We start from the raw sequence: 23,122 nt of genomic DNA, 5'->3' as shown, positions 1-23,122 counted from the left end.
AAAAGAGCAATTTGAGGTAATAAAGTAATCTAGTTGTAGCTATTGATAAAGTCCCTAATGTCATACATCGCATCCTGACTAATCGTAATCATGCCATCCCGGGAATGATCGATGTCATACACGAAAGTAAAAATGACACAGAATAGAGCAATGGTTACTCCTGTGCTCCAGTGATTCTCTTCGTGCTTAAAACCTCGGTCAAAGTTAAGTGATGTGAAGGCCACAATGGCGATTAAGAGTGTGAGAGCGTATATCTGAATGGGTAGCGTCCTCATTAGGGTATAATTCCGTGTGGTCGCTATATCAAGCATGGGATTAAGAGCATAAGCGTAAAGAGTCTCCACTGCTGATCTGTCTTTCTCAGTCACTTTCTTATAGTGAGTCCAAAGATCCTTTTGCTCTTCTACGGAGTACTTAATTTCTTTATCGAGGTCTTGGGCCTCATAAAACTTGATTCGAGTGTTGAGATAATCGCGATAAAGTTTTCTCACATCAATACCAGGAACTGGTTTTAAGATTGTCGCTCTGAGATAGGCGGTTTGAATGGCATTGGCCTCTTGAATCACGAGTTTTCTTCTTTCCTCATAACGTGAAATAGACATGGAGAATGAAAAGCTCAGAATCAGGGAAAGTAGACCCAGTACACTTGGTGTAATGATGGGAGAGGTTTTAATTTTGCCTTTGAGTTTCATCTTCTTTCCGAAACCATAGGCGAAGTAAGAGACGACAACTAAAACGAAAAACGAAAGTAGGAAGATATAAAGGGGAGTATACTGGTTCGTTTCCATAGTGGCTCCTCTCGCAAGAGAAGCAAAGAAAGGGCCAGAAACTAACGCAAAAGTTTGCGTGATCTTTTAGGTCTTCGGTAAATGAGAGCAGCTAGAATTCTAAATAACATATGCAATGTTTGTATATTCAAACCGGAATATGATCAAGCAAACATTGTGATCTTTTAAGGGGTTTAGCGAAAGAGAGTGAAAGGAAGATGGAAGAGATTAGTACTTACACTCCGATTTCATTTTCTCGAGTTGTTCCTTAGTGAAATCAGGATATCTCGTCTGAAGATACTCGATGGGTTTTCTGCAAACGTCTCGTTGTAGAAGTTGCTTATCACCGTAATCCATTTTCTTTCTCGGGTCCTCAGCAGCAAACGAGGTGAGGGAAAGAAAAATCGTAAAAAGGATAAATGTTTTCATATGTATCTTATCGGTTTAGAGACCTAAAATATTAAGTCCCCATAAAATTCTGAAGATACTTCGAGGTCAAACTTTTCTTATGACGAGCCACGACTTCAGGAGTGCCGGTTACCACAATTTTTCCTCCCTCATCTCCAGCACCAGGTCCCATGTCTATAATCCAATCACTCTCAGCAATGACCTTCATATCATGCTCAACCATTATGACCGTATTGCCAGCGTCCACAAGTTTATTCAGTTGAGATAAAAGTCTCTCCACATCGGAGGGATGAAGGCCAGTTGTGGGCTCGTCCAAAATATAGAGCGTCTCACCTTTGGAAATCCTTTGAAGTTCAGTCGCGAGCTTCACCCGCTGGGCCTCACCCCCTGAGAGTTCTGTAGCAGGTTGACCTAGCTGAATGTAACCAAGACCAACTTCTTTTAACATGGATAGAGATCTCATGACCTGAGGTTCTTTATCAAAAAATAAAAGGGCATCATCGACTGTAAGCTTGAGGACCTCTGAAATATTCTTGCCCTTATATTTTACCTCAAGAGTTTTTGCATTAAACCGCGTCCCCTGACAAATGGGACATGGACTATAAACACTTGGAAGGAACAGTAACTCTACCATGACAAAACCTTCACCTTGGCAATTTTCACAACGACCTTTGGAAACGTTGAATGAAAATCTTCCCGCATCATAGCGTCTGGATTTGGCGAGTTTTGTCTCCGCAAAAAGTTTACGAACATAATCAAAAAGTCCGGTATAAGTCGCTAGATTTGAACGAGGAGTTCTCCCAATGGGTTTTTGGTCAATTTGAACGAGTCTTTTAATTCGGGACATGCCAGTTTTAATTTCACCTTGTAGCTCTTCAATTACCGAATCTTCAAGATCAGGAACATCTTCATCTGTGGCCGATTCGTGTCCCAATTCTTTTAAGACCAGGCCCGCAAGGAGTTGTCCAACGAGAGTGGATTTTCCTGAACCAGAGATTCCCGTCACGCTGGTAAAAACTCCGAGAGGAAAATCGATATCAAGAGCATCAAGATTATTGCGCTTAAGGTTTCTGAGTTGCAGCCATTCGCTTGCAGAACGCTTTGTCTTCTGTTCGAACTGGTGTTTTCCGAATAGATAGTTCTTTGTTACTGACTCTGAAACTTTAAGGAGTCCTCTAGGAGGGCCACTGTAAAGAACTTCTCCGCCATTAACTCCGGCCAGAGGTCCAACATCTACGATCCAATCTGCCGCATGAATCACATCTATTTCATGTTCAACTACAAACAAAGAATTGCCTCCTGATTTTAGTCGCTGAAACGCTCTCAGGAGTGCTTCTGTGTCTGAAGGGTGAAGTCCTGCGGAAGGTTCATCCAAAACATAGATGACCCCAAAAAGATTCGAGTGCACTTGGTTGGCGAGTCTTAGTCTCTGAAGTTCTCCAGGAGATAGTGTAGGGGTACTTCGTTCTAGCGACAAATAGCCAAGTCCCAGATCAAGTAGGACTTGAATCCTTGCCATGATCTCACTGGCCAAAGTTGTGGCGGCCAATGCTTGTTCTGGATGTTTAGAACTCATTTTCTTCAAAACAGGCGAAGACCCATCAGCATAGGATGAGAACATGAGATTCAATTGTTTAAGGGGAAGCTGGGAGAGTGAAGTTATATCCAGACCCTCAAAAGTGACTGAGAGGGCCTCTTTTTTTAAACGCTTCCCTTTACACTCTGAGCAAGGAGCACTCACCATAAATTTCGCCACTCTTTTCTTCATAAGCTGACTTTGAGTGGTGGCAAAAGTATTTAAAACATAGTTCTTGGCACTGACAAAATTTCCATAATAACTCGGCTCCATTTTAGAGCGAAGGGCCACTTTGACTTCCTTTGCATTGAAGCCGGCATACACAGGCACCGATGGTGTCTCATCGGTGAAAAGAATCCAGTCACGGTCCTTCTTAGAAAGTTTTTTCCAAGGCACATCAATATCAAAGCCCAGAGTTACAAGAATATCCCGCAGATTTTGTCCTCCCCAGGCAGTGGGCCAGGCAGCGATGGCCTTCTCGCGAATACTGAGCGAGTCATCCAACACCATGGACTTTTCAGTCGCATCGTAGATCTTTCCTAGACCATGACAAACTGGACATGCTCCTTCGGGAGTATTAGGAGAAAATCCTTCTGCATAAATGATAGTTTGTTTAGGTGGATAAGTTCCGGCCCTCGAATAGAGAAGACGAAGTAAATTTGAAAGTGAAGTCACACTTCCAACCGAAGAGCGAGTAGAAGGAGTTCCTCTTTGCTGTTGCAGGGCCACTGCAGGTGGAAGACCATCGATTTCATCCACGTCGGGCTCAGACATTTGGTTGAATAATCTTCGGGCGTATGGAGAAACTGATTCGAGGTATCTCCTCTGGGCCTCAGCATAGAGAGTACCAAAGGCGAGAGATGATTTACCAGAGCCCGATACACCGGTGAAGACAACCAAGGCATCCCGTGGGATATCCACATCGATATTTTTAAGATTGTTCTCACGAGCGCCGCGAACTCTAACGAAACCCTGATCTTTTAATTCTTGCATGGGCCAAAACAAGCAAATTGTGGAGTGAAAATCATCACGCCAAATTCTACACCTGCTCCTTCATTGCCATTAAACTCTTGTCCGTAGGTCAAAGCCCATGTTGCGTATTGGTTCGGTTCCCATCGAAGGCCAATCTTATATTCGGGTTTAGCATAAACTTGCCCTTCGGTTCCGAAGACCTCTCCCACAATTGACCAGATTTGATCCCAGGGATAATAAGCAAGACGGGTGGAGTAGGTGAACCCCAGCGCATTGGTTGTATCATCGGGCTTATAGGTTCGTGTAACACTTGCTCCTGGCATGATGTCCCAAGAGAACTTGTTATGGGCAAAGGGAAAGGTGAATGGAAAATTTACCCAATAGGTGTTGAAAGCATCATCGAAACTGCTTTCTCCTTTAATCGTGCCGGGAAACATACCGGTACCAAATTTTACGGATCCGCCTCCGTTCTTCTCATCATTTTGCCAGAACATGTACTTGGCGTACCAAGATGTAGAGTGTCCATCATCTGTTCTTGGGTCATCGTCCTTGTTGTAAGTATAAATTGCGTAAGTAAATTCCCAGTCAGGGAAAAGAGAGAAAGTCGACATCAGCATAGAGTTTCGTTCTCCCACCGTAGGAATAACTGTGACTGTTCCATGAGGCTTAGAGAGCCAACTATCTGAGTTGTACTGTTGTGCCTTGGCTTGATCGATGAATAGGAAAATAAGAATTATCCAGATGTATTTCATCAAGCACATCATAGTGGTTTGTTTAATTCTTAGGGAGACGCCTAAGGCCGTCACAAAGCGGAGATTGTTTGCGTTATATGCGGTATGAAAACTTCTATACTTTTCCTATTGTTTCTAGTCTCTTGCGCCAGTCCAGATAAAAGAACAGAACCTCAGCAATTGATATGTATCAAGGATGATCCCTTGGCCGATATCAGAAACAGTTGTTTCTATCAGAAAGAGTAATTAATTTTCTTCCTGAGCTTGTTTCTTTTCTTTTGGTACCTTTGATTGATCCACTGTGATTTCAATCTCGACTCGGCGATTTTTCTTTCTTCCATCGGCAGAGTTATTACTGGCGATGGGATTAGCTGGTCCCATTCCTTCCGTGCTAATGACATTGGCAGGCATTCCATCTCTAATGAGCGCTTGTCTAACAGCGTCTGCACGACTTTGAGATAATTTTTCGTTTGTTGTGGATTTGCCAGTGTTGTCTGTATAGCCTTTGATGTTGAGAATATTTTCCGGATACTTTTTCATAATATCCGCCATCTGTTTAAGATTCGTTTGAGCATTTGCTTTTAACTCTGCTTTGCCGGTGTCGAATAAAATATCACTCTTGAGTTTAGTAACGAGTCCCATTTCAGTGCGTTTTGTTTCGGCTATCTTTTCAAGTTCTGCGGCCTGCTTGTCCATTCTGTGTCCTGCATATCCACCAATCCCGGCACCCAATGCGGCCCCGATCACTGCGCCTTTTTCTTTTCCTAAAATGGCCCCCACTCCTGCGCCGACTGCAGTCCCAATTCCTGCACCCGCCATGGTCTTTTTATTTTTACTATCGCTGGAACATCCTACGGAGAGAATTGAAAGAACAAGTAAGGAAGCTAGAATTGATTTCATAATTAACTCCTTGCAGGGTACGGTGAATACCTTTACTCATGAGATTCCTGCCCTGTAGAATGAAAGTAAATTTGCAGAGGTCAATATGAAGACAATTTACTTCGCGGCAACAAGCCTGGATGGATACATCGCTGACAAAAATAATTCTCTTGAGTGGCTCTTTCAATTCGGCGAGCCGGAGGGCAATGTCATTGAAAATTTTGTGAATAGTGTTGGAGTCCTTGCCATGGGATCGACTACTTATATGTGGCTGTATGATCATCTCTCAAAGTCCAAAGAATCTTGGCCTTATAAAGTTCCGAGTTTTGTCTTTACCTCTAAAGAGAATCTTCCTTTGATTGATAACGCTGATATACGAATCGTAAGAGGTGATGTCGTTCCGGTTCATCAGAAAATGTCTGAAATTGCCAATGGCAAAACAATTTGGATCATGGGTGGGGGAGAACTCGCTGGAAAGTTTTATGATGCCAATCTCTTAGATGAAATGCAACTGCACGTGGCCTCTACCACAATTGGCGGTGGTGCTCCGCTGTTCCCTAGACTCACAAATCCACCTCTCATACTTGAATCAGTCCAACAAAGAGGCACTGGCGGAGTAGAGCTGACTTATAAAGTTCCTAAGCACTAAAGACTTAACAGTTCCTTTCTTTTTTTAGGAGGGAACTTTTCAATAGCGTATCTCAGCATCGTCCTGGGCATTCGCTTAGCATTTTTTTGAGTGAATGTGAGGAGTCTTTCCGGATCTCTTTTACCCGCCACTCTGAGCATCCACCCTGCTGCTTTATGCATGAGATCTTCCGGATCATCCATGAGGATAATAGCAAACCGATAAACGATGTCGACCTTGCCCTTTTTAATAAAAGGGAAAGTCGAGAGCATCCCGATACGTCGGTCCCAGAGACGTTTTGACTTAATGAGCTTATTTATCAGGCCGTAATCGTGGGAGCGAAGAGCATAGGAACCTAATATTGAAGGTGCTGACAAGTCGACCAAGTCCCAATTATTGATATACTTCTTGTGACGAAGATAAAAACGGACTATTCGTTCTTGATCTTCCTCAAGGACCTTGCTGAATTGCTGAACCAGAATCAGAAGAGCACAGAGTCTTATTTCATGAATTGGTGATTTCAATAATTCTGCTATTGTTTCCAAAGATGCCTGTTGATGAGTTCTTGCCAAAGATCTGGTTTGGGGAACGGTAAGGCCGATAAAAATATCTCCCTCTCCATATTCCCCTTTGCCAGTTTTAAAGTAACGTTGAAGTTCTTTGGCCCTTGAAGGGTCAGCATAACTTTTGATGTCTTTGATAATGGACTTAGCATTCATTTTTTAATGCTATCAAAGTCATCCTTCGTTCATCAATTGATAACCTTCTCCTGTCACGAACTTAATATTAAGGCCCTGACCTGTTGCCACTTTGAGTTTTCGTTTCAGTTCTTTGATGTGGTGATAGATCGCGGTATTAAAGAACTGCCCTTGGGCCTCGAGATCACTTCGTAATTTTTCCTTTGTAACGATGGACCCCGCTTTTCTACTTAGCGAAACCAGAATGGCAAACTCAACCTTACCCAGATTGATCACTTCGTTCTTGATCGTTGCGAGTTGATTGATGACGTCAATTTTAAGCTGCCCGGATTCAATTATTCTCTCTTTCAAATTGAAACGTTTCTTCAACATGCCATTCATTTTTAGTTTCAGAGAAGGGAAGTCGAATGGATCGGCCAGAAATTCGATGTCCTTCACGCTAGATGCTTTTGGCGCTTTGGTCAGGGCAAGAACTGGTAGTTTGAATCCTTCCCGTCTTACCAGAATGCCGGCATCTGAAAAGTTTCTATCGAGTAAAAGAATATTGTAGTCATCTTTTCTAAGTTGAGCTGTAATTCCATCCAAATCGGCCACAGAGTTGACTGATAGACCGTTTATGGTGAGAGTTACCTGAAGCATTCTCTCGAGAATAGAATCATTTGTTGCTAAAAGTACCTTGATCATAATCCCTCCTAGGTGTGAGACCATACTTTTACACACAAAGAGATTTTTCTAAACCCTGGTACTGACTTCCTTAAACGGGCTTCCATCATTTTTTTAGATTTGTTAGGATTGAATAATGAATGCATCGACAATTGTCATGGTAAGGCCCCTCAGTTTTTGCTCAAATCCCGAGACCAGTGGGTCGAATAGTTTTCAAAATACTTCTTCTGTAGAGTCTCAATCAGAAATTGTGGCAAGGGCCCAACTAGAGTTTGATCGGTTTCAAAACGTTCTCACTGATCATGGAATAAAGATTTTGAAATTCGAAGAACTGGCCGGACAAAATACTCCTGATGCTTTGTTTCCCAACAATTGGTTTTGCAAATTGCCAGATGGACGAGTCTTTCTTTTCCCGATGTTTGCTCCAAATCGTCGCCGTGAATTCAGGCAAGACGTGATTGATGCATTAGAAGCAAAGGAAGTTATCGATCTACGGTCCTATGGAGAGAGAGGTCTTTATCTGGAAGGTACGGGAAGTCTAATTTTTGATCATGACTTTAAGATTGCCTATGCTTGTCTTGCTCCAAGAACGTCTCCGGAACTTCTAACCGTATTTTCGGAGCAGTCCGGATATCGAATTGTGTCCTTTGAGTCCGTGGACAAAAATGGACAGCAGATTTATCACACGAATGTGATGATGGCCTTGGGGAAGAAGAACGTTATTATCAACATAGAATCCATTCGCAATCCTTCAGAACTTGCTCTTCTGACGAAGACCTTTGCAGAAACGGGCAAAGCAATTGTTGATATCACCCACGAGCAAATGGAGAATTTTGATGGGAACATGCTCCTCCTTCAAAATCAGAATGGAGTGAAGTTTTGGATATGCTCAACCCGGGCCCATGATAGTTTAAAAACGGAACAGCGAGAGCAACTTTCTCAAGAAGGTAAAATCCTGCATGCATCTCTAAATACGATTGAAACCTATGGTGGCGGTGGTGCCCGTTGCCTCATGGGTGAGGTCTTTTAAATTAGTTTCTTGATGACCTTTGCCGGATTACCGACAGCAAGTGAATCATCCGGTATGTCTTTGGTGACAATCGCTCCTGCACCGATGACACATCTATTACCGATGCTCACACCTGGCATTAGGATGGCACCCCCACCGATCCAGGAGTCGTCGCCAATTGAAATTGGTTTGGCGAATTCCAGTTTTCTCCTGGTCATATAATCCAGTGGATGGGAAGCAGTGTAGATTTGAACGGCCGGTCCAAAAAGTACATGTGAACCAATCGTGATCTTGGCCACGTCTAAAAAAACGCAATTAGCATTAATGAAGACATTCTCACCACAGTCGATGTTGTAACCATAGTCGCAATAAAAGGGAAATTGGATGTAAAGACTCTCTGGTGCATTTGGAATAAGCCTTCTCGTATTTTCCTCTTTGAGGGCCGCTTTACAGCGCTCACGATCTTTTACAAGTTCTTCATCTCCGGCCCAATAAAGATCACCGGAAAGCATTTTTTCTTTTTCATTCATTTCCTAATCTCTCAGCAATTTGTGATTCTGTCTCATCTAAGGTGAGTGTTGAGTTCCACTTGAGTGTGTCACCAACTTCAAGACTCGAAGAAATAGGAGAGCCGGCCTTCATTTCAAGAACGTGACGACTAGTGATTGTGGGGGCCCTTGGAATGTCTTCATTATTATCGCCAGTGTAATGAGGCATATTCCAGACGATATCTATGATTTTCATCTCCTCATCAAGGTAGATGATATCAAGATTGAAGTAGGTGTTAGGCATCCAAAAAGTTCGAGCGCTGTCGTTGAGATAAAAGAATAGTTTCCCTTCGTTCTCCGCAAATTCTGAGTCCTGAACATTTTGCAGCCCTTCCAGCTGATCATCCTTTGTGTATGCAATGCTTGTCTGGATTGAGTCGCCATTGGGTGAAAGGAGGTCAACTTCCTTTAAGGGATTTGATTGTGGTGTTTCAGTGTTTTGAGTCGGAGTACTGGATGAAGAGGAGCTTGAGCTTCCGGAACCTCCTCCTCCACAAGAAATTAAAACAGTCAGTAAAGATAGTAGGATGATTAATTTATTGATCATGCTGCCATCTTAAAAAGTGGATCAGCATGAGACAAATTGAAATGCCTTTTACTCTGATTAACCTCCGCCAGTGAAGCGGAGGTTATAGCAAGTGTCTTATTTTATTTTGCGATCTCGACAGTATAAGACCAACGAGAATAGTTACTTAAACAAGAAGTCGATTTTTTAAGAATCTTGACCCCTGGGAAAAAAGGGATCGCTGTCTTAAGAAAAGAAGTGTTGAGAAAACAATCTTCAGAGGCAACACCCTTAGTTTTAAGGACGACTACTTCGCGGGTCGAGTTTTCTGCTGGTACCGGAACTTCGAAATGCGCAGTCACTGTAATGGGTGACCATTCTGGCATGCGTGCATAGTCTTCCAAACCACCATAACACTTCACGTTGGTTGAGATAGCACCCAGGCTTTCAAGGTGATTTGCCACCAAAGTTTTTACCACTTCGCATCTGTAGTAAATGCGATTACCCATGTCATCGCCTAAGAAGTTAAATTGAAGTTTCTTTGGAACATATTCTCCTGCAAAAACATGACTACTTACAAGAAAGGCCAATAGAATTAATGCACGCATAGTTTCCTCCTGGGAAGTGGCAGCGTACATACAATTTCTTTTATAGCTCGTGCAGTTCAATTTAATCTTAATTTCCTTAAGCACTTCGCCAGACCTTTGAGTCATGGATTGTTGATTTTCAGACGAGGATCAGAGTGATAAGTTCCTTTTCGAATGAAGATAAAGTTGCTCTCCTTACTCATTCTACTCACCATTTCTCATTCATATGCATCTACGAATATCTGCCCCACGGTAGTGCTCCATGGACATGATGAGGATGTGAAACTCACCGAAACGGAAGAGCTTCTCGTTTGTGGTGATCCTAAAAGCGAAAGCTATAAAGTGATTCCTCCTTATCAGGCGAGCTACTTCTTTACGGCATTCCTGCAATCCCGTGGTTTCTTAAAACCTCAATTTGAAACCATTGATGGTGTTTTGCACGTCGACACAGGTCCTATAAGACGGATGAAGAAAATTCATGTTGAGACAGAAAATAAAAAAGAAAGGCATGTGGTCAAAAAGGAACTTCACCGCCGCTATAATAAAGAAATTTTAAATCCCAATCTACTAGATGCTCTCGAAAAAAGATCAAAGAAAATTGTGGGCGATAGAGGCTATCCCTGTGCAGATCCCAAGGTCATGGCAGATGCAGAACTCCAAAAAGTCCGAATCACTTTAAATGAAGGAGTGGCCTATCCATTCGGTGAAGTTGATAAAGAAGAGATAAAGGGCCTGGATGAAAATGCGCTAGACCGATACTATCCCTATAAGGAGAAGGACACTTTTAGTGATCAACTCTTAAAGCTCAATGAGAAGCGTCTTCTACGTGCGGAAGTCATGCAGGGAACTTACTATCTGAATAACTGTTCTCCGGACATGAAAGATTTTAAGCTGTCTCAATACTTCATTCTGGGCCCACCTCGCACCATTCGCTTTGGAGTTGGAGCGAGTACCGAACTGGGTCCAATGGCGAGGCTTCGTTGGTCAAATAACCGTTACAAATCGATGGCCTCCATTCTGGCATTAAATGCTCAGGCCTCCGTCAGGTCTCAATCCTTAAATGGAACCGCAGATTTATTTTTCTGGAAAAATAGACCTAGAAGATCTCTTTTCACCGTTGTGGAATTAAGTCGTCAGTCTCAGATTGATTACGAACAATCGCTGTTGAGTTTTAGACCTCATATGAAATGGACCTATGATTCTCCCAGATATCTTCAGACCTATACTCTAGGTCCCACTTATGAAGCGAGTACTTATCACGCTCAAGTGGATCCAAATACGAAGACCTATTCTGCGGTAAACATCAATGGCAGTAGCCAGCTCATGTCTCATTCCTATGAATTTTTTGATATTCATCCTCAAGAAGGAAGTGTCTTTGGATTCAACTTTGATTTTCGCCATCCTTCGCTTGGATTTACTGATCCACTCCTGATGCTTTACGGAACTTACTCTGAAATGAAAGAGCTGGGCTTCGTGGGGAAGGGGGCCATTATTGGCGCCTATCGCTTCAATGCTGGTACGACTTGGGTCTCGGATGATGTGACGTTAAAGAGCTTACCACCTTCGGTTAAGTTTTATGGAGGAGGAAGTGATGATGTTCGAGGCTTTCTCCTTAATACCTTGCCGGATAATGATGGACTTGGAGCTTTAACCAAGCTTGAGCTCAAACTAGAGGCGAGAAAGACTTATTTTGTAATTGAGTCCCTAGAGGCCTTCGGGTTCATCGACAGTGCTTATTTCGGTGCGAAGTCCTGGGACATTGATCCGAGACTGTGGTACTCGCCGGGTGTTGGTCTACGCTGGTTAACTAAGCTTGGACTTGTTCAAGGTTATGTGGCCCGCGGGTATGTAACGAATCCTTATATCGACAAAGGAAATTTTTATTACGCCGGGATTGGAGGAACTTTCTGATGAAGAAGTTTGTCCTTTATCCTCTTTTAAGCTTATTGAGTCTCATTATTCTTTTGGTGACGATTGTGGGTGGAATTTTATTCTTCAAGCCGACACTTATCATTAATCCGAAAAACATCGATTTTGTTTTAAGAAAAACCAAAATTCTAAAAACCCATTCATGGACTGATGCGGATATTACTCACCAGTGGATCAAGTGGAACGAAAGAATCATCAAAGGTTACTTTAAGAATTTGTGTTTTGAGTTTGATAACGACACTGCCTATCTTAATATCTGTCTTTCAGAGATTTCGTGGAACTTTACTGTAACTTATGTGAAAGGCGAGGGCATAAAGAGCATTACGAATAGTCCCATTTTCGTTCGTGACCAATTCTCAAAAATTGTGATCAAAGAAAGTAAGACTCCGCCTCCAGAGAATGAATCACAACCTGACATTTGGGGCCTCTGGAGTATGTTTTGGAGTCCTTTGGTTCCAGATCTTGATTTTGTTTTTGATGAGAATGAGCTGACTTTAGGGAAAGAGAGTTATCAGTTTGATGTGACTGTAATTAAGTCTCCGCATAAGTTTCATGCAAAGAGCTTAGGGTTTTCTCTTGATGCAAATCCGGAAGGTTTCATGCTTCTCGCTCCTTCGAAATTCAAAATACCGAAACTTAAGTTCAATCCTCCTTTGCACTTGTATGATGTCAAACTCATCGGTGCCGTTAAAAAAAATGGAATTCCCTTAGATCTCAGCGGTGGCATGGAAAAGATCTTGTTTCATGTGACCTCCAAAATAGAACTTCCCCTCAAGGACTCCTTCTCAAGCTTAAACTTCAGAAAGAAGGCAATTCTTGCGACGAGAGGGGACATTCGTGTGCCGGATGTAAAACAAGCAATTGGACGTTTTGCTCCTAGTCCATTTAATGTTCTCCCTGCACCTTTAAACAGTATGGATGGGGCCATCAATATTGAGATCGTGACCAAGGAGTCTGAAAAGAATGAAGAAGCGATTGTAACTTCTAAAGCGAGGATTGATCTGAAAAGTAAGGAGCAGGTTTTTCTCATGGATCTTGGAGCTGATCTTTTTTTGAATCTTCTTACAATGAGGCCAGTTTCAGTTCTGGCCGAGATTGATTTTAAGAAAGTGAATTTGGCACTTCCTAAAATATCTAAAAAAAGTTTGCCGCCTCAATTCACCCCAGATAAGCGGATCATTACTCAAAAAGACAAAGCGAAGGTCACTAAAAAGACCAAATCTCAAATGGAAATGACTTTTAGGTTAGAGGCGATGGACGAGAAGTCCTTGCATCTGAGTACGAACCTCTTGGATCAGCCCTTACGGTTAAACTTTGATCTCAATATTGAGGAAGGGGATTTGAAGAACGGCTTTGTGAAAGTTCTCCCTTTGAAAACGAAGGTCTTCAAGCGTCCCATTCAAATTCCATCAATGCAAATCAACTTTGATGCTCCGGCCGAGCCGGTGCTCGTGGGCCAAGTGATCTTCCCTTTACCTGAATATAAAATAACGATGGATCTAGAGGGCCCCATATCCCAGCCTCGATACGCCTTCTCAAGTAAACCACCCTTGTCCCGCAATGATATTTACTCGGTTCTTTTATTCGGGCGTCCTCTGGAAGACCTGAATCCTGATGATAAACGTTCTGCAAGTCAGACCAATCAGATTCTCGCCCAGGGGATCATGTCTTTATCTGTTCTTTATTTTTTGGCAGGAAGTCCGGTTGAATATATTGGTTATGATCCAAACTCAAAAACCGCCACCGCACAGTTTCGACTGGGGTCTAAAAGCTCGCTTAGGGTGGGGGGAGATTCAGAAGGTCTAAACTCAACGGGTATCAGGCAGACGATAGGCAAAGGTTGGTATATTGATACATCAGCTACCAGTACTCAGAAGAGTAGCACGGGCACTACTGGGAATGCCCGTGACTATGGTGTCATGCTTGAAAGAATTATTTCCTACTAATCTATGGCGTCTTCAACTTTATCTGCGCCTTTTTGAATGGAATGCTTGGCCTTCTGACCGGCACATTCCATTTTGCCGTTCACAAGCTCGCATGTTTCGTCTTTTACCTTACGAGAAGCATCCTTGCTTCCTCGCTTAACGTCATTACCTACTTCTTCTGCCTTCTGTTTCATTGAGTCGTCATCTGCACGTACTGGCATAGAGACGGCACCAATACACATAAGAACAAATGCGGTGAACACAATCTTTAAAATCATACGGCCTCCTTTGTGCGACATTAATTCCTGAGCAACTTTCGTACCAGACTAGGATGATGAATTTTGAAGAATTTAGAAAATGCTGATGAGGGTTGTTCGGGGAAAAAAGACTCAGAGAGGTAAGACGACTATAAATTTTGAACCTTTACCAAATTCACTTTCAAGACGTATTTCGCCGCCATGGTCAGTAACAATTTTATTGGCAATATATAACCCGAGGCCGAGACCATTCACTTCTTTGTCGTGTGAGGCCCGCTCAAAGCGTTCAAATATTCTTTTTTGATCTTCTGACTTGATGCCAATACCCTCATCTCTGACTGAAAGAAGGGCCTTATTGCCTTCTTTTTTTACCGTAATATGTATCGGTTTTCTATTCCCGTAACGAATTCCGTTGATAAGCAGATTGAGAAAGACCTGTTCTAGTCGAAATCTGTCCCACATCCCGCTTACTTTTTCTGTCGGAGAGAAGAGGACCTCCACTCCAGAAAACTCGGCCGTAACTTTGTACTGCTCAATGAGGTCCACTACCATCTCGCTCAGGTCAAAATGCTCAAAGAGCATAATGAGGCGTCCTTGAGAAATTTTTGATTCATCCAGAATCTGATCTACCAAACGAGTGATTCTAGAAAGATGTTGGTTGTTCTTTTTTATGTTGGTTTCAATGCGCTCAAAGGTAAAGGCCTCAGGAAAACGATGTTTCAAGTCCCATTCAGCGACTTGCAGTTGCAATTGCATACAAGTCAGAGGTGTTCTGAGTTCATGACTGGCCATCATGAGAAACTGATCACGTATTTTAATGGCGGCCTTAAGTTCTTCTTCTTTCACTTTCTTTTCTGTAATGTCATAGACCACGCCGGAAAAACGAATGGGCTTTTTAGTTCCAGGAGCGAAAGTACATCTTCCGCGAGAGATGACCCAACGTTCAAGTCCAGGAAAGGGAAAAATTCGGTACTCCATTTCGTAAATAACTTCGTTGGCGATGGCCTTATCAATGGCCGCTCTCATTTTTTCTAAATCATCAGGATGTACTCTGCTTTGAAGGATAGAGCGATCGCCATCGAATTCATTTGAGTTCACACCCCAAAGATAGAGCATTTCGTTTGAGCACTTCACAACATTCGTCACGAGATCTATTTCCCAGGTTCCCATCCGACCTGACTGAAGAGCAAAGTCGAGGTTCTTCTGACTTTGTTTCATTTCATTAATTTGGCGGGACATCTTTTTTTTGTAATGGAGGATGATAAGGATGAAAGCAAATGCAAGGAACAGGCACATTCCAATGAGGAACCATTGTATCGACTGAGAATATAAGGGCATGAATGTTGCGTTTGTCATGGGCCAAATAAGATTAACAGAGTCTAAATTTAAAGGTTATTAAGGTATAAGACCCTGTAAAAAGGTTAGGTTAATGGGTGCCTGCCTTAGAGAAGACATTGATAATAATAACACCGGCAATGATTAATCCCAGACCCAAAATAGCGGTAAGGTCTAGAGATTGCTTAAAGATAAAGTAAGAGATGGCAGATACGAGAACAATTCCGCCGGCTGACCATGTGGCGTATACAATGCCAACAGGGATCGTCTTAACCACGATACTCATAAGGTAGAAGGCCATTGAATAACAACCCAAGAGAGCGATGGAAGGCAGGACCTTGGTAAAACCTTCTGTGGTTTTTAATAGAGATGTTCCAATAACTTCAAAGATGACTGCCACTGCAAGTAGGATGTAATTCATGCGTCTAGTGTAGATGATTTTTCTGATATATTCTTGCTTAAAGTCTTCAAAGTGAGAAAGAAATGAATCAAAACGAATTACAAATTACAGATATCGAAGTTGGTACCGGAAAAGAAGCAGTGAAAGGTGCTTTACTCTTTGTTCAATACGAAGGTTTTCTTGAAGACGGAACAAAGTTTGATTCATCAATTGATCGAGGTCGTCCTTTCCAGTTTGTGATTGGAACAGGTCGGGTGATTAAGGGATGGGATCAAGGGGTGATGGGAATGAAAGTCGGTGGAAAGCGTAAACTTTTTGTGCCCGCTTATCTGGCCTATGGTGAAAGACAAGTTGGTGCCATCATTAAACCCAATTCAAATTTATTATTCACTGTCGAACTTTTGGAAGTGAGAACTCGCGACGATTAATTTATGAAAACAATTTTAGAAAGAAATAAAGATGCCTGGAACAAGCAGGTTGATAAAAAAAATCAATGGACTCTTCCGGTCTCATCCGAAGTCATTGCGAAGGCCAGACAGGGCGAGTGGAGTGTTGTTTTAACTCCCGAGAAACCTGTTCCAAAGGAATGGTTTCCGTCTATGCAGGGTCTCAAAATTTTAGCATTGGCCTCAGGTGGCGGACAACAAGCTCCGATTTTTGCTGCTGCTGGAGCTGAAGTAACAGTGTTTGACCTCTCTCCGAATCAATTGTCCCAAGATCGTTTAGTTGCGGACCGTGATAATCTAAAGTTAAGGACCGTTGAGGGAGATATGAGTGATCTCTCATGTTTTTCAAACGATAGCTTTGATCTTATTTTTCATCCATGTTCGAATTGTTTTGTTCCGGACGTCAAACCTGTTTGGAAAGAGGCCTTTAGGGTTTTGAAAGCGGGTGGAACTTTGATTTCTGGTTTTACTAACCCAGTAACGCTGATACTGGATCCTGAAAAAGAAAAACAAGGCATCGTTGAACTTAAGCATAAGTTACCTTACTCGGATTTAACGAGCATCACTGAAGAAGAGCGAGTTCGTTTATACGGTCAGGATGAACCCATTACATTTGGACATACGCTACAAGATCAGATCGGTGGACAAATTGCGGCAGGATTTCATTTGATTGGGTTCTATGAAGATGGATGGAAAAGCGCTGGCGGGATCAACAATCTCATGGACTGCTTCATCGCCACCAGAGCATTAAAGCCTAAATCTTAAATACCTTGTCCAACTCTGTCCTGAGGAACAACTCTACGAGCTTGTTCTCTTCTTTTCTCAGGAAGAGTTCGCTCATCTTCTGTGTAGATAAATTTATAAACAACTGATCCGGCCACTGCACCTAAAAGCGGAGCAATCCAGAAAAGCCAAAGTTGTTGAATGGCCCAGCCACCCACAAAGATAGCAGGACCCATGCTTCTTGCCGGGTTAACTGAAGTATTAGTCACGGGAATGGTGATTAAGTGAATGAGGGTTAAGCACAATCCGATGGAGAGAGGAGCAAAACCTGTTGGGGCGAGCTTATCGGTTGAGCCCAGGATCACAAAAAGAAAAAAAGCAGTGGCCACAAACTCAGTGAGGAATCCCGCGAGTAATGAGTATCCACCGGGAGAGTGTTCTCCGTAGCCATTGGATGCAAACCCTCCGAGAGAAAAATCTGCTTTCCCCGAGGCGATCATATAGAGCACTCCAGCTCCTACAATCCCTCCGATAACTTGAGCAACGATATATGGAACAACTTCCGCTTTAGAATGTCTTCCCGCTACCGCCAGCCCCACTGTGACTGCAGGGTTTAAATGACAACCGGAAATAGGTCCAATGGCGTAGGCCATGGTCACAACAGTCAGACCAAAGGCAAGTGCTACACCATGAAATCCAATTCCAAGCTTCGGAAAGGCGGCTGCGAGTACAGCTGAGCCACATCCGCCGAACACTAACCACGCTGTACCCAGTGCCTCGGCCAAAAGTTTTTTTGTATTCATAATTACTCCTAAGGTTTCTCTTCTTCGGCTTGCATTAAATTGGTTGACACATTTTCTATATCCGGTAGTTTCCAGCTTTTGTTCTTAATTGCTTCTTCTGGCCCGTAGAAGCGGAAGAATGTAAACCAACGTTTCCCTGGTTGAGTGTAAATCCAGTTCTCCATTTTTCCTTCTGGAGCCTTTGGCCCAAAGTAGATATCAACTGAGCCATCTGCATTTTTGGCGAGCTTCTGGTTAAAAGAATCTACGGTCTGCTTTGGTGAGTTGATAATGAATCCAGCTGTCTCTGAATCATAAACAGTTGCTGACCAATACTGGTTCACAGGAACTTTTGCAGGAACATGTAAGCGATAGTTCTTTTCACCCATGAAGAGCTGATCTTTGTTGTCTTTGAAGCCCGCCACATAGATTGAGGCCGCTCCTAAATTTTTGGGAGGAGCACAGGCCAGGAAAAAGACCAATCCCCGGCTTTCAATGGCAAGTTTATCTCCCTCCATATAGCTAAAGCCCGTCTTCGGTCCAATCGGATCTGGTGCTAGCCAATGTGACTTAGGGAAAAAGGGATTCATTTCAGTCGCAGATGTCATAAAAAATTGCTGGGCCTTTTTAGCGGCATTTGTCAGCATAGGCTCTGATTTCGTGTCTGGAGTAAAGTTTTTTCCTCTTTCAATTCCGATGGTCTTCAATTGATCCATGGCAAATGTATCTCGAGCATGAACATTTTCTTCGTTGATCATCCGAGATAATCGAGTGAAGTAGCTCGAGTCATATGTGACCAGGCCATTAAATTCTTTTCCGGCCATATCAATATATCTTTGCTTTGGTGGATAGACCGCTTCTGCTAAAGGATAAGCACGAACGGTTTTAATAAGACTAACTGCCTTTTTAAGGTCCTTGTCTTCGAAAGACTTGGGGATCACTCGAAAAATAGCATAACCATTCATAGTGAGCGCATTGACGTTAATATAACCAACTGGAATATCTCCCTTATATTCAGGCGGGATAAGAAGATATTTTCCACCTTTTCCTTTGTCTTCACCCTTGGGGCCAATGTCCGCGAGTGGGACTTGCCAGGCATCGTTCATTGATCCAAAAAGACCAATGTTTTTGGCCTCTGGTACGCTGATGACAACTGGTCCATTGGTCAGGTTGTAGTTGATGTAAACATAGAGAGTGGAATTATTTGGAGTTGTGATTTGAAGTTTTGAGTCTGCTGGCCTAGACCAATAAACGATATCATTATATTTGGCCTTGGCATCTCGTTGGTAGGCCTCTCTCATGGCATCGAAACTTACAATAGGCATGCCCCAGAGGGCGGCCTTGTAGGCATTCTGCTCCTGAAGCTTTGGATCGACCTTGTCCTGAGCGAATGAAAGATTCGCCAGGGTGAAGAGCAATAAAGCAGACAAAATCGTTTTCATTTTTATCTCCTTGAAGAAATCAGATACTATTTAGTGGTACAACTAAATAAACCACTGGTATTTGCCCCAGATTTCAATTCGCATTTGGTAGGTTAAAAATGAACTTCTCGATCAAACAATGTTCAGTAGATGATGCCGAGCTTTATACTCGTCACTGTATTACTCATATGCGTGAGAAGGGTATTGGGGGTATTTATGCTCATCCATTTCCTACTAATCACAAGTGGGATGAAGCTGAGTTTCTGGATAAAATTGTTAAGAGCTTAAGCTCAAAACCTTTTTCCCCAAACTGGTCAATGATCTGGGTCGCAGTTGTAGATGGAAAATTTGTGGGCCATGTAAACCTAAAATGTGGAGGAGTTGAGGCCCAGGTTCATCGCATGCGTTTAGGAATTGGAATTGAAAATGATTACCGTTCTCAAGGAATAGGCAAGGCCCTGATGGACGAGGCCCTTTCATGGGCAAAAAAACAAACTCAAATTTCATGGATCGATCTCAGTGTTTTTGCACATAACGTAGTGGCGCGAAAATTGTACTCGGGTCTTGGATTTAAAGAGCAAGGAACTATTCAAGATGCCCTTCGTGTAGAAAACGAAATGATTGATGATGTGCAGATGACTCTTAAGCTTTCCTCGTTGTGAGAAATTCCTGGTTACATAAAACCTTTTCTGAGATTGATGCCATATTCGACGTATGCTTTTAAACAGCACACCATTTGCATCCATCCCTTTGAATTGCCCACTGCTGCGTTAAGAAATTTATCAGGATCTCTCCATCCTGATTCTAGAATTTTTACCCGCGTCGAGTATTCATCGACCTCGCTGAAGTCAAATGTCACTGTGGTGTTATAACCGGCACCGTGTCCTGTTCCATCATTGGCCTCCCACTCAAAGACGATCTGTTCATTCTTTTTTACGTTTTTAACATAGACAGGAAATGCTCCAGGAAAATCTGCAAATTCCCACATGACTTTTGCTCCTTCATCCATTGGGCCACTGGCCCCTCCCGTAACAAAATAGGTAGAGAGTTTCTTCGGATTATAAACAGCATCAAAAACTTCAGAGATTGGTTTTAAGATTTTCGCCTGAACAGGAAAGTTGAGTTCCATAATGACTCCTGGTGTTCTATTGTTATAAATCCTAAGAAGCAAAACGTGTTCTTTCAATTAAATATTTGCCTTGGTTTTCTAATGATTGGCCAAAGATAAGACCATTACCTTCTTACAGGGGATTCTTCTTCAGTTTTATTGGGTATTCTTGTGTGCTAGTTACCTCGACTTCAAATACATATAAGGAGTTCAGATGAAAACGTTAGTGGTTCTCATATTCGTTCTTTTTGCAACTTCTAGTTTTGCAAACATCAGTCGTCCATCAACTGAATCAGAGGTCAGAAGATTTTGTCAGGCCATCGAAAAAGCACTGGTTGATACACAAGCAGATATGGCCATTGATATGAATGCTTGTTTGGTTTCTAAGATGCGTACGGTGGGACATTATGTGCATGGAACTGTGATTCGTGGAACTGTTCCCTTCCGTTCTCCTGGCCGCTCGCTTTTTAAAATGACTTGTGAGGCCCCTTTAAAGTCCGGCCGTGTATTATCTGAATCAGTTAATTGTCAGTAATTAATATAAAAGGCCCGGTGTTTCCGGGCCCATTATGTGCTAGCATTTTCACATGCTAAAATTCATCTTCTTATTACTCCTAGTCGTATCTTGTTCCCATGAAAAATCTCTTACAGAGTCTGATCGGATTGAAAAATTCTTTGATTCTTATTTTGAAGAGAAGGTCTCTCGCTATCCCACCTGGCAAACTTATTTGGGACGAAAAACCAATTATGGTTTACTCAATAATGAAACCGAGGCCTATGAGCTGGCCGAACATCAGAAGAACCAGGAATACCTTAAAACACTTAAGAGCTTCGATTATGATAAGCTTAATGAGGCGGCCAAGCTTAGTTACAAAATTCTTCAGTACCAATTGAACCTGGATATTGAAGGCTTTCAGTGGCGTTATCATGCTTTTCCTTTGAACCAAATGTTTGGGTATCAATCAGAGGCACCAAGTTTCTTAATTAACATGCATCAAATTGATAATAAGGCCGATGCTCTGGCCTACATTTCTCGCATGAAAGAAATTAAGCGCGTCTTCTCTGAGCGAATGGTTTTTGTGAAGAAGCAAACTAAGCTTGGAATTGTTCCGCCCAACTTTGTGTTTTCAAAAGTCATTGAAGATTCAAAGAACATCATCTCGGAGCAAAATAATCCTCTGATGAATGATTTTAAGATGAAGCTTGAAAAACTAAATCTCACGGGCGATGAGAAAGTAAGGCTTACTGCGGACGCGGAAGAGGCACTGGATTTTTATGTAAGACCGGCCTATCGTCAGCTTATCTCTTATGTATCGGAGCTCTCCAGAAAGTATAAAAAGAACAACGGAGTTTGGGCCCTTCCGAAAGGGAAGGACTATTACAACTACCGGCTTCGTTCGACAACCACGACAAATCTTACCGCAGAACAGATCCATGAAATTGGAAAGGCCGAAGTGGCACGCATTCAAAAAGAAATGCACGTCATTATGAAGCAGGTTGGTTTCAAAGGAAGTCTTCAGGCCTTCTTCAAGCATCTTCGTGGTAATGAATTCGCTTATCCGAATACGGAAGATGGTCGCACGGCTTATTTGAATCAAGTGAATCTAGTTCTGACTAATATCAAGACCGCTCTGCCTCAACTCTTTAATACCTTTCCGAAGGCCGAACTTATGGTTAAGCCTGTCGAGGCCTATCGTGAGAAGAGTGCGGGAACTGCATTTTATAGTGGTCCTTCAATGGAGGGAAATCGTCCGGGGATCTACTATGTGAATCTTTATAAGATGGCCGATAATCCAAAATATAAACTTGAGGCACTGGCCTACCATGAAGCAATTCCTGGTCACCATATGCAAATTGCCATTGCCAATGAGTTAGAGCATTTACCGAAATTCAGAAGGGACGGGGGTTTTACTGCTTATATTGAAGGATGGGGACTCTATGCTGAGCTTCTTCCAAAAGAAATTGGATTCTACCAGGACCCTTATTCTGATTTTGGACGTCTCTCGATGGAAATATGGCGAGCGGTACGTTTAGTGGTTGATACTGGTATTCATTCCAAAAAATGGACCCGCGAGGAAGCGATTCATTATATGAAGTCGAATACTCCTAGTGCGGACCTTGAAACAGTGAAAGAGATCGAACGTTATTTTGTCATGCCGGGACAGGCAACGGCCTACAAAGTCGGAATGCTTAAGTTCCTAGAGCTCAGAGAGAAATCTCGCAAAGCTCTAGGTGAAAAATTTGATGTGAGAAAATATCACGATGTTGTTCTGAGAGACGGGGCAATTCCACTTGATATAATGGAAGAGCAAGTCGATACCTGGGTTCAAAAAGAATTACATCTTTGAGACGTAACAGGCGTTCAGGACGCCTAGACCATTCTCAATTGAAAGGGCACTCATAAGCCCGGGCCAGATAGTCGTCATGATATGTTGTTTGTCTTTGAGGGACAAGTCGCAGAAGCCGTGATCAACGTAACAATTGACATGGCTTCTGAATGCTTTAACTTTCAATTCTCCACAGCTGATGCTTTCGTCAAACTTCTCAATCTCATTCATGAGACATTTTCTAACATTAACGACCCAACGTCTGCCTTCGCGAGAAAACTTATTCAGATTCTCACCATAGCGCATACAAAACTTTCGGCCATATTGAGTTGGATATGAATTGCCATCACAGTGTTTAGTAGCGGCGATACAAGAGTAATATTCGCAATCGTTAATCAGACCTGAGCAGCTTGATGTGTCTGAAGCAAATGAGAGGAAAGGCACGAACAAAAGAATGAGTAAAAATTTCATGATGAATTCCTGGAAGCTATTTATCTA

Annotated in this window: 26 protein-coding genes; 9 read left to right on the top strand and 17 right to left on the bottom strand. The window is 42.5% G+C overall.

Features of this window, described 5'->3' with window-relative positions:
• Nucleotides 1–29: 29 nt before the first annotated feature.
• The 5 genes from SOO65_RS16765 to SOO65_RS16745 all read right to left on the bottom strand — a co-directional run bounded on the left by SOO65_RS16765 (nt 30) and on the right by SOO65_RS16745 (nt 5,354).
• A complete protein-coding gene (locus SOO65_RS16765; protein WP_321392987.1) occupies nt 30–788 on the bottom strand; it encodes a bestrophin-like domain in 759 nt (252 codons plus the stop codon).
• 207 nt (nt 789–995) lie between these two features.
• Entirely contained in the window at nt 996–1,196 is a 201-nt protein-coding gene (locus SOO65_RS16760) for a hypothetical protein (RefSeq protein WP_321392985.1), read from the bottom strand.
• Between the two features lie 31 nt (nt 1,197–1,227).
• Nucleotides 1,228–3,744, bottom strand: a complete 2,517-nt coding sequence (gene uvrA / locus SOO65_RS16755) for an excinuclease ABC subunit UvrA (RefSeq protein ID WP_321392981.1) — start codon at nt 3,742–3,744, stop codon at nt 1,228–1,230.
• Complete coding sequence (locus SOO65_RS16750; protein WP_321392978.1) at nt 3,732–4,475, bottom strand: hypothetical protein; 744 nt, start codon at nt 4,473–4,475, stop codon at nt 3,732–3,734. Before SOO65_RS16750 ends, uvrA begins: the two co-directional genes overlap by 13 nt.
• Before the next feature lie 225 nt (nt 4,476–4,700).
• The gene (locus tag SOO65_RS16745) at nt 4,701–5,354 is read right to left on the bottom strand and encodes a YiaD family glycine zipper/OmpA-like lipoprotein (RefSeq protein ID WP_321392975.1); all 654 of its coding nucleotides are present in this window, start codon (nt 5,352–5,354) and stop codon (nt 4,701–4,703) included.
• An 85-nt stretch (nt 5,355–5,439) separates the two neighbouring features.
• Between SOO65_RS16745 and SOO65_RS16740 the strand changes: the two genes are divergently transcribed.
• The gene (locus tag SOO65_RS16740) at nt 5,440–5,982 is read left to right on the top strand and encodes a dihydrofolate reductase family protein (RefSeq protein WP_321392973.1); all 543 of its coding nucleotides are present in this window, start codon (nt 5,440–5,442) and stop codon (nt 5,980–5,982) included.
• On the opposite strand, the gene SOO65_RS16735 is transcribed toward SOO65_RS16740, so the two are convergent.
• Together SOO65_RS16735 and SOO65_RS16730 are read right to left on the bottom strand one after the other, a co-directional pair.
• Nucleotides 5,979–6,680 (bottom strand): DNA alkylation repair protein, encoded by a 702-nt coding sequence (locus SOO65_RS16735; protein WP_321392970.1) that lies wholly within the window; start codon nt 6,678–6,680, stop codon nt 5,979–5,981. The genes SOO65_RS16740 and SOO65_RS16735 overlap by 4 nt on opposite strands.
• An 18-nt stretch (nt 6,681–6,698) precedes the next feature.
• Nucleotides 6,699–7,343 (bottom strand): winged helix-turn-helix domain-containing protein, encoded by a 645-nt coding sequence (locus tag SOO65_RS16730; RefSeq protein WP_321392967.1) that lies wholly within the window; start codon nt 7,341–7,343, stop codon nt 6,699–6,701.
• A gap of 115 nt (nt 7,344–7,458) precedes the next feature.
• Here SOO65_RS16730 and ctlX point away from each other — a divergent pair, with 115 nt between their 5' ends.
• On the top strand, nt 7,459–8,352 hold the full coding sequence (ctlX, locus tag SOO65_RS16725) for a citrulline utilization hydrolase CtlX (protein ID WP_321392964.1): 894 nt from the start codon (nt 7,459–7,461) through the stop codon (nt 8,350–8,352).
• Here ctlX and SOO65_RS16720 read toward each other — a convergent pair.
• The 3 genes from SOO65_RS16720 to SOO65_RS16710 all read right to left on the bottom strand — a co-directional run bounded on the left by SOO65_RS16720 (nt 8,349) and on the right by SOO65_RS16710 (nt 9,992).
• A complete protein-coding gene (locus SOO65_RS16720) occupies nt 8,349–8,861 on the bottom strand; it encodes a sugar O-acetyltransferase (protein WP_321392961.1) in 513 nt (170 codons plus the stop codon). The two genes, ctlX and SOO65_RS16720, sit on opposite strands and share 4 nt — an antisense overlap.
• Entirely contained in the window at nt 8,854–9,426 is a 573-nt protein-coding gene (locus tag SOO65_RS16715; protein WP_321392959.1) for a DUF192 domain-containing protein, read from the bottom strand. The genes SOO65_RS16720 and SOO65_RS16715 overlap by 8 nt, the downstream gene beginning before the upstream one ends.
• A 101-nt stretch (nt 9,427–9,527) precedes the next feature.
• Entirely contained in the window at nt 9,528–9,992 is a 465-nt protein-coding gene (locus tag SOO65_RS16710; protein WP_321392957.1) for a hypothetical protein, read from the bottom strand.
• Nucleotides 9,993–10,250: 258 nt separating this feature from the next.
• Here SOO65_RS16710 and SOO65_RS16705 point away from each other — a divergent pair, with 258 nt between their 5' ends.
• Together SOO65_RS16705 and SOO65_RS16700 are read left to right on the top strand one after the other, a co-directional pair.
• Nucleotides 10,251–11,882, top strand: coding sequence for an autotransporter assembly complex protein TamA (locus SOO65_RS16705; protein WP_321392954.1), 1,632 nt, complete (start codon nt 10,251–10,253; stop codon nt 11,880–11,882).
• The gene (locus tag SOO65_RS16700) at nt 11,882–13,846 is read left to right on the top strand and encodes a translocation/assembly module TamB domain-containing protein (RefSeq protein ID WP_321392951.1); all 1,965 of its coding nucleotides are present in this window, start codon (nt 11,882–11,884) and stop codon (nt 13,844–13,846) included. Before SOO65_RS16705 ends, SOO65_RS16700 begins: the two co-directional genes overlap by 1 nt.
• Here the strand turns inward: SOO65_RS16700 and SOO65_RS16695 are convergent.
• The 3 genes from SOO65_RS16695 to SOO65_RS16685 all read right to left on the bottom strand — a co-directional run bounded on the left by SOO65_RS16695 (nt 13,843) and on the right by SOO65_RS16685 (nt 15,838).
• Nucleotides 13,843–14,103: a hypothetical protein gene (locus SOO65_RS16695; RefSeq protein WP_321392946.1), complete on the bottom strand. Its 261-nt coding sequence runs from the start codon at nt 14,101–14,103 to the stop codon at nt 13,843–13,845. The genes SOO65_RS16700 and SOO65_RS16695 overlap by 4 nt on opposite strands.
• Before the next feature lie 111 nt (nt 14,104–14,214).
• Nucleotides 14,215–15,300 carry a sensor histidine kinase gene (locus tag SOO65_RS16690; protein ID WP_321392943.1) on the bottom strand — a complete coding sequence of 362 codons (1,086 nt, stop codon included), beginning with the start codon at nt 15,298–15,300 and terminating at the stop codon, nt 14,215–14,217.
• 208 nt (nt 15,301–15,508) lie between these two features.
• Nucleotides 15,509–15,838 carry an SMR family transporter gene (locus tag SOO65_RS16685; protein WP_321392940.1) on the bottom strand — a complete coding sequence of 110 codons (330 nt, stop codon included), beginning with the start codon at nt 15,836–15,838 and terminating at the stop codon, nt 15,509–15,511.
• A gap of 62 nt (nt 15,839–15,900) precedes the next feature.
• Between SOO65_RS16685 and SOO65_RS16680 the strand changes: the two genes are divergently transcribed.
• The gene (locus SOO65_RS16680; RefSeq protein WP_321392936.1) at nt 15,901–16,245 is read left to right on the top strand and encodes an FKBP-type peptidyl-prolyl cis-trans isomerase; all 345 of its coding nucleotides are present in this window, start codon (nt 15,901–15,903) and stop codon (nt 16,243–16,245) included.
• 3 nt (nt 16,246–16,248) lie between these two features.
• Nucleotides 16,249–17,028 carry a class I SAM-dependent methyltransferase gene (locus tag SOO65_RS16675; RefSeq protein ID WP_321392933.1) on the top strand — a complete coding sequence of 260 codons (780 nt, stop codon included), beginning with the start codon at nt 16,249–16,251 and terminating at the stop codon, nt 17,026–17,028.
• Here the strand turns inward: SOO65_RS16675 and aqpZ are convergent.
• A complete protein-coding gene (gene aqpZ, locus SOO65_RS16670; protein WP_321392931.1) occupies nt 17,025–17,789 on the bottom strand; it encodes an aquaporin Z in 765 nt (254 codons plus the stop codon). The two genes, SOO65_RS16675 and aqpZ, sit on opposite strands and share 4 nt — an antisense overlap.
• An 8-nt stretch (nt 17,790–17,797) precedes the next feature.
• Nucleotides 17,798–19,210, bottom strand: coding sequence for a DUF1254 domain-containing protein (locus SOO65_RS16665; protein WP_321392928.1), 1,413 nt, complete (start codon nt 19,208–19,210; stop codon nt 17,798–17,800).
• A 98-nt stretch (nt 19,211–19,308) separates the two neighbouring features.
• On the opposite strand from SOO65_RS16665, the gene SOO65_RS16660 reads away from it, so the two are divergent.
• Nucleotides 19,309–19,851, top strand: coding sequence for a GNAT family N-acetyltransferase (locus SOO65_RS16660; protein WP_321392925.1), 543 nt, complete (start codon nt 19,309–19,311; stop codon nt 19,849–19,851).
• A gap of 11 nt (nt 19,852–19,862) precedes the next feature.
• On the opposite strand, the gene SOO65_RS16655 is transcribed toward SOO65_RS16660, so the two are convergent.
• Complete coding sequence (locus SOO65_RS16655; RefSeq protein WP_321392922.1) at nt 19,863–20,318, bottom strand: SRPBCC domain-containing protein; 456 nt, start codon at nt 20,316–20,318, stop codon at nt 19,863–19,865.
• A 193-nt stretch (nt 20,319–20,511) separates the two neighbouring features.
• On the opposite strand from SOO65_RS16655, the gene SOO65_RS16650 reads away from it, so the two are divergent.
• Together SOO65_RS16650 and SOO65_RS16645 are read left to right on the top strand one after the other, a co-directional pair.
• The gene (locus SOO65_RS16650) at nt 20,512–20,832 is read left to right on the top strand and encodes a hypothetical protein (RefSeq protein ID WP_321392919.1); all 321 of its coding nucleotides are present in this window, start codon (nt 20,512–20,514) and stop codon (nt 20,830–20,832) included.
• 52 nt (nt 20,833–20,884) lie between these two features.
• The gene (locus SOO65_RS16645) at nt 20,885–22,645 is read left to right on the top strand and encodes a DUF885 domain-containing protein (protein ID WP_321392916.1); all 1,761 of its coding nucleotides are present in this window, start codon (nt 20,885–20,887) and stop codon (nt 22,643–22,645) included.
• Here SOO65_RS16645 and SOO65_RS16640 read toward each other — a convergent pair.
• A complete protein-coding gene (locus tag SOO65_RS16640; protein ID WP_321392913.1) occupies nt 22,634–23,095 on the bottom strand; it encodes a hypothetical protein in 462 nt (153 codons plus the stop codon). The two genes, SOO65_RS16645 and SOO65_RS16640, sit on opposite strands and share 12 nt — an antisense overlap.
• Between the last annotated feature and the right edge of the window lie 27 nt (nt 23,096–23,122).

The sequence above is a fragment of the Peredibacter starrii genome (assembly GCF_034259205.1).
GTDB lineage: Bacteria > Bdellovibrionota > Bacteriovoracia > Bacteriovoracales > Bacteriovoracaceae > Peredibacter > Peredibacter starrii.
Note: the sequence above shows the minus strand (reverse complement) of the source record. Positions and strands in the feature narration are given on the sequence as shown.